The sequence below is a fragment of the Cellulosimicrobium sp. NPDC057862 genome (assembly GCF_042797035.1).
GTDB lineage: Bacteria > Actinomycetota > Actinomycetes > Actinomycetales > Cellulomonadaceae > Cellulosimicrobium.
The window spans coordinates 85,903-98,736 of the sequence record NZ_JBHVMH010000006.1 but is presented as its reverse complement, the minus strand read 5'-3'; the positions used below and the strand labels follow the sequence as shown (position 1 = coordinate 98,736).

At 74.7% G+C, this 12,834-nt stretch carries 12 protein-coding genes; 9 read left to right on the top strand and 3 right to left on the bottom strand.

Going from position 1 to position 12,834, the window contains the following annotated elements:
* Nucleotides 1–6: 6 nt before the first annotated feature.
* The 9 genes from ACFVN3_RS10145 to ACFVN3_RS10105 all read left to right on the top strand — a co-directional run bounded on the left by ACFVN3_RS10145 (nucleotide 7) and on the right by ACFVN3_RS10105 (nucleotide 10,696).
* A complete protein-coding gene (locus ACFVN3_RS10145; RefSeq protein ID WP_378232690.1) occupies nucleotides 7–1,341 on the top strand; it encodes a glycosyltransferase in 1,335 nt (444 codons plus the stop codon).
* A 39-nt stretch (nucleotides 1,342–1,380) separates the two neighbouring features.
* Nucleotides 1,381–2,409, top strand: coding sequence for a GDP-mannose 4,6-dehydratase (gene gmd / locus ACFVN3_RS10140; RefSeq protein ID WP_378232689.1), 1,029 nt, complete (start codon nucleotides 1,381–1,383; stop codon nucleotides 2,407–2,409).
* Nucleotides 2,406–3,395 carry a GDP-L-fucose synthase family protein gene (locus ACFVN3_RS10135; RefSeq protein ID WP_378232688.1) on the top strand — a complete coding sequence of 330 codons (990 nt, stop codon included), beginning with the start codon at nucleotides 2,406–2,408 and terminating at the stop codon, nucleotides 3,393–3,395. The genes gmd and ACFVN3_RS10135 overlap by 4 nt, the downstream gene beginning before the upstream one ends.
* 109 nt (nucleotides 3,396–3,504) lie before the next feature.
* The gene (locus ACFVN3_RS10130; protein WP_378232687.1) at nucleotides 3,505–5,082 is read left to right on the top strand and encodes a polysaccharide biosynthesis tyrosine autokinase; all 1,578 of its coding nucleotides are present in this window, start codon (nucleotides 3,505–3,507) and stop codon (nucleotides 5,080–5,082) included.
* Between the two features lie 83 nt (nucleotides 5,083–5,165).
* Nucleotides 5,166–6,482: a UDP-glucose dehydrogenase family protein gene (locus ACFVN3_RS10125; protein WP_378232686.1), complete on the top strand. Its 1,317-nt coding sequence runs from the start codon at nucleotides 5,166–5,168 to the stop codon at nucleotides 6,480–6,482.
* A gap of 91 nt (nucleotides 6,483–6,573) precedes the next feature.
* The gene (locus tag ACFVN3_RS10120) at nucleotides 6,574–7,032 is read left to right on the top strand and encodes a CAP domain-containing protein (protein ID WP_378232685.1); all 459 of its coding nucleotides are present in this window, start codon (nucleotides 6,574–6,576) and stop codon (nucleotides 7,030–7,032) included.
* A gap of 63 nt (nucleotides 7,033–7,095) precedes the next feature.
* On the top strand, nucleotides 7,096–8,238 hold the full coding sequence (locus ACFVN3_RS10115; protein WP_378232684.1) for an ABC transporter permease: 1,143 nt from the start codon (nucleotides 7,096–7,098) through the stop codon (nucleotides 8,236–8,238).
* Complete coding sequence (locus tag ACFVN3_RS10110) at nucleotides 8,235–10,037, top strand: ATP-binding cassette domain-containing protein (protein WP_378232682.1); 1,803 nt, start codon at nucleotides 8,235–8,237, stop codon at nucleotides 10,035–10,037. Before ACFVN3_RS10115 ends, ACFVN3_RS10110 begins: the two co-directional genes overlap by 4 nt.
* Nucleotides 10,034–10,696, top strand: a complete 663-nt coding sequence (locus ACFVN3_RS10105; protein WP_378232681.1) for a TetR family transcriptional regulator — start codon at nucleotides 10,034–10,036, stop codon at nucleotides 10,694–10,696. The genes ACFVN3_RS10110 and ACFVN3_RS10105 overlap by 4 nt, the downstream gene beginning before the upstream one ends.
* A gap of 93 nt (nucleotides 10,697–10,789) precedes the next feature.
* Here the strand turns inward: ACFVN3_RS10105 and ACFVN3_RS10100 are convergent, their stop codons facing one another.
* From ACFVN3_RS10100 to ACFVN3_RS10090, 3 genes are read right to left on the bottom strand one after another with little or no spacing between them, the layout of a single operon-like run.
* The gene (locus ACFVN3_RS10100; protein WP_378232680.1) at nucleotides 10,790–11,878 is read right to left on the bottom strand and encodes a hypothetical protein; all 1,089 of its coding nucleotides are present in this window, start codon (nucleotides 11,876–11,878) and stop codon (nucleotides 10,790–10,792) included.
* Nucleotides 11,875–12,279: a hypothetical protein gene (locus ACFVN3_RS10095; protein ID WP_378232679.1), complete on the bottom strand. Its 405-nt coding sequence runs from the start codon at nucleotides 12,277–12,279 to the stop codon at nucleotides 11,875–11,877. The genes ACFVN3_RS10100 and ACFVN3_RS10095 overlap by 4 nt, the downstream gene beginning before the upstream one ends.
* Nucleotides 12,272–12,715: a hypothetical protein gene (locus ACFVN3_RS10090; protein WP_378232678.1), complete on the bottom strand. Its 444-nt coding sequence runs from the start codon at nucleotides 12,713–12,715 to the stop codon at nucleotides 12,272–12,274. Before ACFVN3_RS10090 ends, ACFVN3_RS10095 begins: the two co-directional genes overlap by 8 nt.
* Nucleotides 12,716–12,834 lie beyond the last annotated feature (119 nt).

Sequence of the window (12,834 nt, the reverse complement as noted above, 5' to 3'; positions counted from 1 at the left end):
ACGTGCGTGAGCACCTCGGGAATGCGCATCCTGGTGATCGGCGCCAACTACGCCCCTGAACCTACCGGAAATGCGCCCTATACGTCGGCGCTGAGCCGCGCCCTGGCCGCGCGCGGGGCGCTGGTGAGCGTCCTCACGACCTATCCGCACTACCCGGAGTGGCGTGTCCGCGAGGGCTACCGGGGATGGTCGCGCCGGGAGCGGGTCGACGACGTCGACGTGCTCCGCCTGCGCCACTACGTGCCGCGGTCGCCCACCTCCGCGCGCCGCCTCTTCGCCGAGCTGAGCTTCGGGGTGCGGTCCGCGACGACGCGCTGGCCCGACCCCGACGTCGTGCTGCTCGTCTCGCCCTCCCTCTTCGCGGCGGCCGTCGCGATGCTCCGGCTCCGCGCCGGGCGTGCGCGCGGCACGTCGCGACCCGGTGCACCGGGCATCGTGCTCTGGACCCAGGATCTCTACTCGCTCGGGGTCGAGGAGACCGGGGCGGCCTCGGGCCACGCTGCCCGCGTCGTCGGTGCCGTCGAGCGCTTCGTCGCGCGCGGGGCCGACGCGGTGGTGGCGATCCACGAGCGCTTCGCGCGTCGTCTGCGCGAGTCGCTCGGGGTCGACGCCGCCGCGCTGCGCGTCGTGCGGAACTGGACGCACCTCGCCCACGACGCGGTGCTCCCGGACCGCGCAGCGGTACGCGCCGCCCATGGGTGGCACGACGACGAGACGATCGTGCTGCACGCCGGCAACCAGGGGGTGAAGCAGGGCCTCGAGAACGTGGTGGAGGCGGCACGCCTGGCCGACGCGCAGGGCACGCGGGTGCGGTTCGTGCTCCTGGGGGACGGGAGCCGTCGCGCTGCGCTCGAGGCGGCCGGGAGCGGGGTGCGCCGCCTGCAGTTCGTCGACTCCCTGCCCGACGCGGAGTTCCGTGCCGCGCTCGAGGCCTCCGACGTGCTGCTCGTCAACGAGCTCGCCGGGCTCGCCGAGATGTCCGTGCCGAGCAAGCTCACGTCCTACTTCCACGCGGCCCGGCCCGTGCTCGCGGCGACGTCCGAGCGGTCGACGACGGCGGCCGAGCTGCGCGCGTCCGGCGGTGGTGTCCGCGTCGACCCGCAGGACCCGCAGGCGCTCCTCGACGCGGCGCAGTCGCTCGCGGCCGACCCAGGGTGGCGCGACCGTCTGGGCACGGCGGGCCGCCGCTACCGGGACGAGACGCTCTCGGAGCGTGCTGCCGTCGACGCGTTCGCGGCGGTCCTCGAGGAGCACGCCCGCGCCACGAACGGGACGTCACCTGCACGCACCGAGCCGCCGACCGCCGGCGTCGCGCGCGCGCCGGACGTCTCGCGCCCGTAGCCACCGAACGCAGCAGCGCTGCACCAGACAGGGGGAAGCATGAAGAAGGCACTGATCTCGGGGATCACCGGGCAGGACGGCTCGTACCTCGCGGAGCTGCTGCTCCGCAAGGGCTACGAGGTCCACGGGCTGATCCGCCGCGCCTCGACGTTCAACACGGCGCGCATCGACCACCTCTACCAGGACCCGCACGAGGAGGACGCGCGCCTGTTCCTGCACTACGCCGACCTCTCCGACGGCGCACGCCTCGTGACGCTCATCACGCAGATCTGCCCGGACGAGGTGTACAACCTCGCGGCGCAGTCGCACGTGCGCGTCTCGTTCGACGAGCCCGAGCACACGGCGGACACGACGGGGACGGGAGCGATCCGCCTGCTCGAGGCGGTGCGCCTCGCGGGCGTGGACACGCGGTACTACCAGGCGTCGTCGTCGGAGCTGTACGGGGCGACGCCCCCGCCGCAGGACGAGACCACACCGTTCCACCCGCGGTCGCCGTACGCGGCCGCCAAGCTCTACGCGTACTGGATCACGAAGAACTACCGCGAGGCGTACGACATGTTCGCGGTCAACGGGATCCTCTTCAACCACGAGTCCCCGCGCCGCGGCGAGACCTTCGTGACGCGCAAGATCACGCGGGCCGTCGCGGCGATCCGGGCGGGCCGGCAGGAGCACCTGTACCTGGGCAACCTCGACGCGGTCCGCGACTGGGGGTACGCCGCCGAGTACGTCGAGGGCATGTGGCGCATGCTCCAGGCCGACCGGCCGGACGACTACGTGCTCGCCACGGGGACCGGGCTCACGGTGCGCGACTTCCTGGAGGAGGCGTTCACGCACGCGGGGCTGCGGTGGCAGGACCACGTGCGGTTCGACGAGCGCTACCTGCGCCCGAGCGAGGTGGACGCGCTCGTCGGCGACCCGAGCAAGGCGCACGCCGACCTCGGCTGGAAGCCGACCGTCGGTGGTCGCGAGCTCGCGCGCATCATGGTGGACGCGGACGTCGAAGCACTCGGCCACGCCGGGTCGCCGTGGATCGACCGGGTCGCGCTCGCCACGTGGGAGGCCGCGTGACGTCGCCCGACGAGCGCGACCTCGTCCGCCACGAGCCGGCCCCGCTCGACCGGGACGCCGTGTTCTACGTCGCCGGCCACCGCGGTCTGGTCGGCTCGGCGATCTGGCGCCGCCTGGAGCGGGCGGGCTTCACCCGTCTCGTCGGGCGGACCTCCGCCGAGCTCGACCTCACGGACCGCGACGCCGTGCACGACTTCTTCCGCGCGCACCGTCCGCGCTACGTCGTCCTCGCGGCGGCGAAGGTCGGCGGGATCATGGCGAACGCCGCGTACCCCGTCGACTTCCTCAGCGAGAACGTGCGCATCCAGGTGAACGTCCTCGACGCGGCGCGGACGGTCGAGGTCGAGCGACTGCTGTTCCTGGGCTCGTCGTGCATCTACCCGCGGCTCGCGCCGCAGCCGATCGCCGAGGACGCGTTGCTGACCGGGCCCCTCGAGCCGACCAACGACGCCTACGCGATCGCGAAGATCACCGGGATCCTGCACGTCCAGGCGGTCCGCCGTCAGTACGGGCTGCCGTGGATCTCGGCCATGCCGACGAACCTCTACGGGCCCGGCGACAACTTCTCGCCGACCGGGTCGCACGTGCTGCCCGCGCTGATCCGGCGCTACGACGAGGCGGTACGGACCGGCGCCCGGGAGGTGACGAACTGGGGGACGGGGTCGCCCCGACGTGAGCTCCTGCACAGCGACGACATGGCCGACGCGTGCCTGCACCTGCTCGAGCACTACGACGGACCGGTGCACGTCAACGTGGGCACGGGGCAGGACGTCACGATCCGCGAGATTGCCGAGGCGGTCGCCGACGTCGTCGGGTACGACGGCGCGACGCGCTGGGACACCTCGAGGCCCGACGGCACGCCGCAGAAGCTGCTCGACGTGTCCAGGCTGCGCGCGAGCGGCTGGGAGGCGCGGACCGGGCTGCGCGAAGGTCTCGAGCGCACGGTGGCGTGGTACCGCGAGCAGGCCGGGCAGGTCCGCGGATGAGCGCGGGACGTGCGGTGGCGCCCAGGGTCGCGACGTGCGGTGGCCTGTGCGAGATTGAGGCGGTCGCGGGTCGGCGCTCAGGGGGAGCGCGCCGGTGAGGGGGACGACGATGGAGCTGAGGGACTATCTGGTCCTGCTGCGCAAGCGGTGGGTCACGATCGCGGTCGCGGCGGGGCTCGGGCTGGCGCTCGCGGGCGCGTACTCGCTGCTGACGACTCCGACCTACTCCGCGCGGTCCCAGGTGTACGTGTCGGTGCAGGGCTCCGACTCCACCACGGACCTGCTGCAGGGGTCGAACTTCACCGTGCGCCAGGTCAAGTCGTACATCGAGCTCGTGACGAGCCCGCGGGTCCTGGACCCGGTGGTCGAGGAGCTGGGCCTCGCGGACGACGCCGCCTCGCTCGCGCAGCGCGTCCGCGCCGACTCCCCGCTCGACACGGCGCTCATCAACGTCACCGCGACGGACGAGTCGCCGCAGCTCGCGGCCGAGATCGCGAACGCGACGGCCCGGTCGCTCGCGTCGGTCGTGGGGGAGCTCGAGACCCCGACGGGAGGCGGGGACTCTCCGGTGCAGATCAGCACCGTCCGCGCGGCGTCGGTGCCGTCCTCCGCCGCGTCGCCGAACCTCCGGCTGAACCTGGCGCTGGGGCTGGTCGTCGGCCTCGCGCTCGGGGTCGCGGTAGCGGTCGTGCGCGAGCTCCTGGACACGCGCCTCCGGTCGACGGCCGACGTCGAGGACGTGACGGACGCGCCCGTGCTGGGCGTCATCGGGTACGAGGAGGACGCCCCGCAGCACCCGCTCATCGTCCAGGAGTCGCCCAAGGCGATCAGGGCCGAGTCGTTCCGCCGGCTGCGCACCAACCTGCAGTTCCTCGAGCTCGGACCGGCCGCCCGCACGTACGTCATGACGTCGGCCCTGCCGGGCGAGGGCAAGACGACGACGAGCATCAACCTGGCGATCACCCTCGCGGACGCGGGCCAGCGCGTGGTCCTCGTCGACGCGGACCTCCGCCGGCCCTCCGTCGCGCGGTACATGGGGATCGAGGGCTCGGTCGGGCTCACCACGGTCCTCATCGGCAAGGTCGGGGTCGAGGACGCGGTGCAGCCGTGGGGCAACGGCAACCTCGACGTGGTCGCGGCGGGGCAGGTGCCGCCGAACCCGAGCGAGCTGCTCGGCGCCGCCCCGATGGCCGACCTGCTCGACCGGCTCCGGGCGGACTACGACGCGATCGTGATCGACACCCCTCCGCTGCTCCCGGTCACCGATGCGGCGATCCTCGCGAGGGCCGTGGGGGGCGCCATCCTCGTCGTCGGGGCGGGGACCGTGCACCGCAACCAGCTCGAGACCGCCCTCTCGGCGCTCGGCACGGTCGGCGTGCGGCTGCTCGGGGTGGTCGTGAACCGGGTACCCCTGAAGGGCCCGGGCGCGCACGAGTACGGGTACTACGAGTACGTGGCGGAGACCGGCCCGCCCACCCGGTCGGGACGTCTCGCCGACCGCAAGGGGCGGGCGCACCAGCACGCCCGTCGGGCCACGCCCGCGCCCGCGCCGGGAGGTGCCGGGACGCCGGGGAGCGAGGGCCCTCCGCCGCCGCCGCCTCCGGTCGCGGACCGGGGGTTCCCGGCCGCCGTGCCGTCCGGCCCCGCCCGGTCGTTCGACGACGTCGTGGTGCCGCGCAAGAAGTAGGACAGCGGTCGGTCGGTGCCCCGCAGCGGTCGGCCACGACCGCGCCGACGGGGTGACGACCGGCGTTCGAGCAGGGGGAGCACATGAGGATCTCGGTGATCGGCTGCGGCTATCTGGGAGCGGTGCACGCGGCGTGCATGGCGACGCTGGGCCACGACGTGGTCGGGGTGGACGTCGACGCACGGAAGGTCGGCGCGCTGCGCGAGGGGCACGCGCCGTTCTACGAGCCGGGACTCGACGGGCTGCTCGCGGAGGCGACCGCCTCCGGACGGCTCGTGTTCACGACCGACACCGCCGCGGCGGCCGACGCCGCGGTCCACTTCGTGTGCGTGGGGACGCCGCAGCGCGCCGACTCGTACGCCGCCGACCTGTCGTCCGTCGACGCGGCGTTCCGGGCGCTCGTGCCGCACCTCGGCGCGGACGCGGTCGTGGTGGGCAAGTCGACCGTCCCCGTGGGCACGGCCGCGCGGCTCGCGGACGAGCTCGCCGCCGTCCGCCCCACCGCGACGCTCGTCTGGAACCCCGAGTTCCTGCGCGAGGGGTTCGCCGTCCAGGACACGCTGCGGCCGGACCGGCTCGTCTACGGCGTGCCCGACGACGCGGCGGGCGCTCGCGCCGTCGACGTGCTCGACGCGGTCTACGTCGCGGCTCTCGGCGACGGCACACCCCGGCTCGTGGTCGACCGGGCGACGGCCGAGCTGGTCAAGGTCGCGGCGAACTCCTTCCTCGCGACGAAGATCTCGTTCATCAACGCGATGGCGGAGCTGTGCGAGGTCGCCGGGGGAGACGTGACGCTCCTCGCCGACGCGATCGGGCTCGACGAGCGGATCGGACGGCGGTTCCTCAACGCCGGTCTCGGGTTCGGCGGCGGGTGCCTCCCGAAGGACATCCGTGCGTTCATGGCACGCGCCGAGGAGCTGCACGCCGACCCCGCCGTGAGCTTCCTGCGGGAGGTCGACTCGATCAACCTGCGCCGGCGGGAGCGCATGGTCGACCTCACGGTCGGCGTCCTCGACGGTCGCCCGCTGGCGGGGGCGCGGATCGCGGTGCTGGGCGCGGCGTTCAAGCCGGACAGCGACGACGTCCGCGACTCGCCCGCGCTCGACGTCGCGGAGCGCCTGCACCGTCGGAGCGCGCGCGTCGTCGTCACCGACCCGCGCGCGCTGGCGAACGCGCGCGCCAAGTCCCCGTTCCTGGGCTTCGCCGAGACGGTCGAGGAGGCGGTGGACGGCGTGGACGCCGTGCTGGTGCTCACGGAGTGGCAGGAGTACCGGGAGCTGGAGCCGGGCAAGCTCTCCGGCCTCGTGGCGGCGCCGCGCGTCGTCGACGGCCGGAACGCGCTCGACGCGGCCGCGTGGCGTGACGCGGGATGGACGTACCGTGCGCTCGGCCGACGGTGAGCGGCGCTCCGCAGGCACGGACCGACGCAGGCACGGACCGAGCGGGCCCGGAGCGACGGGGCTCGTGATGACGGCGGCGGCGCTAGGAGGCGTGCTCCTCGCGGCGTGCGCACCGGGCGGTGACGGCGGCGATCCGACCCCGGACGACCCCTCGTCGACCGCGCAGCCCCTCGGGCCCGCGGAGTACGCCGACAGGTTGCTCGCCGAGACGCAGGTGGTCCGCGACGCGGAAGGGCTGCCCCGGCTGGAGCAGAGCGACTGCGCGACCGAGGCGGCGCTCTCCCGTGCCACGGCGCTCGTGGGAGCCCCGCTCGAGCATGCGCCGCTCGACGACGTCGTCACCGCGTGCCGACCGGCCGGCGGCACGGCGGCGGAGAACCTCAGTCGCGCCGCCGCCGCACCGGAGGCCGTCGTCGACGCGTGGATGGCGTCCCACGGACACCGCGCGAATCTCCTGGACCCCGCGCTGACGTCCGTGGGGGTCGTGTGCGTCGCGGACACCTCGGAGGGCGCCGGAGGCGTCGTCTGCGCGCAGGTCTTCCTCGGCTGACGACGGCGCCCTTGACCCGTCGGGGTGAGCGACTTAGCGTCTCTTTCAACAGAGGATGAATTCGTGCCGCGCGACGTCGCGCGGCGAGCCCAGGAGGTCGTCGTGCGCGCGATGGTCGTCAAGGAGTTCCGTGAGCTGCGCCGGGACCGGCGCACCGTCGCGATGCTCGTCGGGATGCCGCTGCTGCTGCTCGTCGTGTTCGGGTTCGCGGCGAACTTCACGGTCGAGACGCTGACCGTCACCGCCGTCGGGCCGGGCGCCGAGCAGGCGGTCGACGCGATCGAGGCGAACCCTGCCGCCGCGGACGCGCTCGACGTCGTGAGCGTGGACCCCGCGGGCACGGACGCCGACGCCCGCGCGGCGCTGCGCGACGACCGCAGCGACGTCGCGGTCGTCGCGCCGACGCCGGGGCAGGACGAGCCGACCGTCTACATCGACGGGTCCAACCTCTTCGCCGCCCAGTCGGCGAAGGTGCTCGTCGCCTCCCTCGGGGACGCGGTGGACTCGGAGGTCCTCTTCAACCCGGACCTCGACACCTCGTGGGTGATGGTGCCGGCGCTGATCGGTCTCATCCTCACGTTCATCGGCACGATCATCACGTCGATCGGGCTCGTCAAGGAGCGCGAGGCGGGGACGTTCGAGCAGCTCGCGGTGATGCCGCTCGGCCCGGCGGCGGTGATCCTCGGGAAGATCACGCCCTACTTCCTGCTGGCGTGCCTGGACATGGTCGCCGTGACGCTGCTCGGTATGTGGATCTTCGACGTGCCGTTCGCGGGCCCCGTCGGACCGTTCGTCGTGGGCGCGGCCCTGTTCCTCTTCGTCGTCCTCGGCATCGGCGCGCTCATCTCGACCGTGTCGCAGACCACCGGGCAGGCGGTGCAGGTCGCGCTCATGACGATGCTCCCGCAGGTCCTGCTCTCGGGCATGATCTTCCCGCTCGACGCCATGGCGGCCGGGGTGCGCTGGATCGGGTACCTCCTGCCCCTGACGTGGTTCACCGAGGTCTCCCAGGGCGTCATGGTCCGCGGGGCGTCGTGGTCCGCGCTCTGGCTGCCGCTCGTGGTGCTCGCCGTGATGGCCGTGGTCGTGTTCGGGCTGGCCGTCCTGCGGCTCTCGCGCGAGCTCTCGCCCGCGCGGGAGCGTCGCCGGCACCGCCCCGCCGCGCCCGAGGCCGTGACGCCCGCGCCGAGCGGAGCGGTCCGGTGACCTGGGGCGTGCGTGGTCTCGACGTCGTCTTCCGCACCGGGCACGGGCACGTGGTGCGCGCCCTCGCGGGCGTGGACCTCGACCTCCCGCGCGGGCAGGTCACCTCGGTCGTGGGCGGCGACGGCGCGGGCAAGACGACGCTCGCGCGCGCGCTGCTCGGGCAGGTACCGGTCGCCGGCGGCGTCGTGGACGCCCCGACCCGCGACCGGGTCGGCTACCAGCCGTCGTCGAGCGGCGTCTGGCCGGCGCTGACCGTCGCGGAGAACGTCGAGCTCGTCGGCGACGCGTACCGCATGCCTGCCGCACGCAGAGAACGGCGTGCGGACGAGCTGCTCGAGCGGGCGGGGCTCGCCGAGGCGCGCGACCGCCTCGGGTCGCAGCTCTCCGGGGGGATGCGGCAGAAGCTCGGCGTGTGCCTCGCGATGCTGCACGAGCCCGACGTCCTGCTCCTCGACGAGCCGAGCACCGGGGTGGACCCCGTGAGCCGCGTCGAGCTGTGGCGGCTCGTCGCGGAGTCGGCGGCGTCCGGCGCGGCGGTCCTCGTCACGACGACCTACCTCGACGAGGCCGAGCGGGCCGCCGACGTCGTCGTGCTCGACGCGGGCACGGTCCTCGCCGCGGGGACGCCCGACGACGTGCGCGCCGCCGCGCCCGGGCGGATCACGGTCGCGACCGTCCCGCCCGCGGGCGAGGACGGGCGGACGTGGCGCCGCGGCCCGACGTTCCACACCTGGTGGCCCGACGGCGCGCCGACGCCCTCCGCGGGCACCGTGGACGTCGACCTGGAGGACGCCGTCGTGGCCCTCACGCTCGGTAGTGGCACGCACGGCACGCACGGCACCGACGACGCCGACGGCGACGGGGTGAGCCCGGCGACACCCCGCGCGGGCCGACCGACGGGAGGCGCGGCCTCGCAGGACGCGCCCCTCGTGCGGGTCGAGGGCGCCGAGCGGCGGTTCGGGGACGTCGTGGCCGTCGGCGGAGTCTCGCTCGTCGTGCAGCCCGGCGAGGTGGTGGGCCTGCTCGGCGCGAACGGCGCGGGCAAGACGACGCTCCTGCGCATGATCCTCGGCCTCGACCGGCTCGACGGCGGGCGGGTCGACGTCCTCGGCGCACCACCGGACCGCGCGGGCCGCCGGTCGGTCGGCTACGTCCCGCAGGGCCTCGGGCTCTCCGGCGACCTGAGCGTCGAGGAGAACGTCGAGTTCGTGGCGGCGGTGTACGGGGTGCGGGACGTGCCCGCGCTCCCGCCGGCGCTCGCGGCCGTCCGCCGTCGGCCCGTCGCGGAGATCGGGCTGGGGCGTCGGCGCCAGCTCGCGTTCCACTGCGCCCTGCTGCACGCGCCGCGTCTGCTCGTCCTCGACGAGCCGACGTCCGGCGTCGACCCGCTCGCGCGGGCGCGGGCGTGGGACGCGATCCACGGGCAGGCCGACGCGGGCGTCGGCGTCCTCGTAACGACGCACTACCTCCAGGAGGCCGAGCAGTGCGACCGCCTGCACGTCCTGTCGCGCGGCCGCTCCGTGGCGTCGGGCACGGTCGCCGACGTCGTGGGCGGCCGCGAGGCGGTCGTCGTGCGGTCCCGCGACTGGCAGGCGGCGTTCGCGGCGCTCGACGCCGCGGGCCTGCCCGTGATGCTCGACGGCCGCGCGGCGCGTGTGGCGGGGACGCCGCCCGCGACCGTCCGGGACGCGCTCGCCGCGGCGGGCGTCACCGCGACGTGCGACGTCGTCCCTGCGACGCTCGAGGAGACCATGGTGCTCGTGGACCGCGCGTCCGCGACCCCGGCCGGTGCGGCGTGAGCGGGCGGCGGGGACGACGCCCGGGCCGCTCGGACACGCGCTCCGACATCCTGTCGGCCGCGCGGGACGCGTTCGCGGAGCACGGCTACGACCGCGCGACGGTCCGCGACATCGCGGGCCGGGCGGGCGTCGACGCGGCGATGGTGCACCACTGGTTCGGGTCGAAGGAACGGCTCTTCCAGGCGGCGGTGGACGTGCCCTTCGACCCGCAGGAGCTCCTGCTCGACGGTGCGCCCGACGACGTGGCGCGACTGGGCGAGCACGTCGTCCGCACGCTGCTGCGCGCGTGGGACTCGCCGCGCGGCAGGGTCGCCCTCGCGCTGCTGCGCTCTGCCACGAGCTCCGAGCGGGCGGCGCGGATGCTCCGCGAGTTCATGGTCGCCAGGGTCGTCCGACCGACCGTCGCGCGGGTGGAGCCCGATCCCCGCCGGGCTGCGTGGCGGGGCGCGCTCATGGCGAGCCAGCTCGCCGGGCTCGTCGTCGCGCGGTACGTGCTCCGGGTCGAGCCGCTCGCGGGGGCTCCCGCGGAGACCGTGGTCGGGGCGGTCGGTCCGACGATCCAGGGCTACCTCACCGGCCCGCTCCCGGGAGCCGTGACCGACGGGTCGCACGGCGCCGGGAACGTTGAGATTTCAACTGAGAGGCATGTTGCGCCGTAGGTCGTCTGTCTGTAGGTTGAGCCCCGCCGGCCGAGGCTCGGCGCGGGGCCAAGCGCGCAGGGGGAGCTTGGCGTCGAGCCACGGCGGCCCGTCTCAGACGCCCACGAGGACGCGGGTCGTCCCCTCCCGGTTCGTCCGGTCGCGCAGCGCGCGCCCCAGCCGACGCAGCGCGTCGTCGTCCGCGAGGAGGGCGGACCAGTCGTCAGGATCGAGGCTCGGCGCGTCGCCCCGGGCCTTGCGGATCGCGGCGACCTGGAGCTGGTAGGCGAGGATCACCTCGCGCGGGCTCCCCGGGACGGCGATCCGCACGTGGTCCACGTCGTCGCGGCGCGAGTGGAGGGCGAGCGTGGTGAGGCCGTCGAAGATCTCGATGGTCCGGTGGTACTCGTCCACGGCGGCGCTCGACCCGCGCAGGCCGCCGTCGCCCACGACCGCCCGGAGGAATGTGTGGAGGTGCCCGAGGTCGCGGCGGCGCTCGCGCGCGAAGGCGGCGGACGACGCGAGCTGGCCCACGATGCCGACGGTGAGCAGGACCGTCGCGACGAGCACGAGGTACCGGGTCCGCAGGCCGCGGACCAGGTACGGCTCGGTGCTGCCCGGCTCGTGCTGCACCATCGCCACGAAGCTCACGACGGCCCACGCGACGGCGACGACGGCGCCCGCCCCGGCCACGTCCATGCCCCAGCGCAGCCGGAGCGGCCGTCGCGAGCGGGTGCGCAGGCAGGAGACGGCGAAGGTCGCGGTCGCCGTCAGGAACGTCCCGTAGTAGAGCGCCCAGTAGCCCCACATCACAGGGCGGTCGTGGACCTGCGCGTCGAGGTCGTGGGTCGTCCAGGGACCGCTCACCGCGGCGAGCACCACCATGGCGGCCCCGACGCCCGAGGCCGCGAGCGCCACGTGCCGGGTGCGCGGTGCCCGGCCCGTGGTGGTGCTGTACGCCCACACGCCGACGAAGAGGCAGCCGGTGACGAGCGCGACGTGCTTGGCGACCTCGTGGGTCCCGGCGGGGGCGTGCTCCTTGAGGAGGTCGGCCACGACGGGCACGCGCAGCGCGTTCGCGACCGCGACGAAGCCCAGCCCGAGGGGGAGGGCCGCGTCGTCGCGGGTGCGGGCGCGCACGCCGGTCCACACGGCCGCGATGGCGAAGAGCACCACGGCGAGGAGGCCGAGAGCGTGGTTCACCGGTAGAGCTCCAGGGACGTGAGCCGGGTCGCCGAGCTGCCGTGGGACGCGATCGAGATCATGAGCTCGCTCGCGAGGCGCTCGACGCGCAGCTCGTCGGGGTCCTCGTACCCGTCGCGGCACGCGCCGACGCGTGGGGCGCCCGCCGTGGCGGCCGCGTCGAGGACGTGGACGAGCTCGTGCGCGACGACGTGGTCGCGGTGCGCCCCCGCCAGGGTCTGGCGGGCGTCGACGAGGACGAGGTCACGCTCGGGGAAGGCGAGCCAGAGTCCGGTCACGCCGGGTCCGAGGTCGCCCTCGACGACCTCGAGGGGCCGACCGCGCACCGCGGCGACCAGGCGGCACGCCTCCTCGATGCTGCGGGCGCGGTCCAGGCCCGCGGTGCGCAGCAGGTCATCCACGATCGTCGTCCGGGACGGCCGGGGTGACGGGAGGGAGGTGCTCCAGGCGCCGCACGCGGTCGACGATCTCGATGATCGCCCGGACGTTCTCGGGCGACAGGCCCTGGGCGCGCAGCGCGAACTGCTCGACGCCCTCGTCGGCGAGCGCCGCCCGGAGCCGGTCGTCGGGGTCCTCCTCGGGGTCGACGAGGCTGCCCGTGCTCACGTGGAAGAACGCGGCGATGCCCTCGACGACGCGCAGGCTGGGTGAGGAGCGGTGCCCGCCGCGCAGCGCGCTGAGGTAGGCCTCGTTGATCGAGTACCCGCGCTCGGTCATCCACTGGGCGGCCTCGCGGTTGGTCACGGGCCGCCCGCCGCGCCCGCGTGCGAAGAGCTCGTTGAGCCGGCGGCGGAAGACCCGCGCCGTCCGCTCGCCGGGTGCCACGTCGTCGTCCATGGCGACGATTGTGACAGGCCGTGCGCTGCGGCGGCACGTGGCGGCACGGGCGCCCGACGTCGCGGCTCCCGTCGCGGGGCGCCGAGGGCGCGGGTAGCGTTCCGGACGGGCGCGGGAAC

What these genes read in the sequence shown, in the direction of transcription:
- gmd (WP_378232689.1), top strand. Translation starts at nt 1,381, where the DNA reads ATGAAGAAGGCACTGATCTCGGGGATCACCGGGCAGGACGGCTCGTAC.
- ACFVN3_RS10130 (WP_378232687.1), top strand. Translation starts at nt 3,505, where the DNA reads ATGGAGCTGAGGGACTATCTGGTCCTGCTGCGCAAGCGGTGGGTCACG.
- ACFVN3_RS10125 (WP_378232686.1), top strand. Translation starts at nt 5,166, where the DNA reads ATGAGGATCTCGGTGATCGGCTGCGGCTATCTGGGAGCGGTGCACGCG.
- ACFVN3_RS10090 (WP_378232678.1), bottom strand. Translation starts at nt 12,715, where the DNA reads ATGGACGACGACGTGGCACCCGGCGAGCGGACGGCGCGGGTCTTCCGC.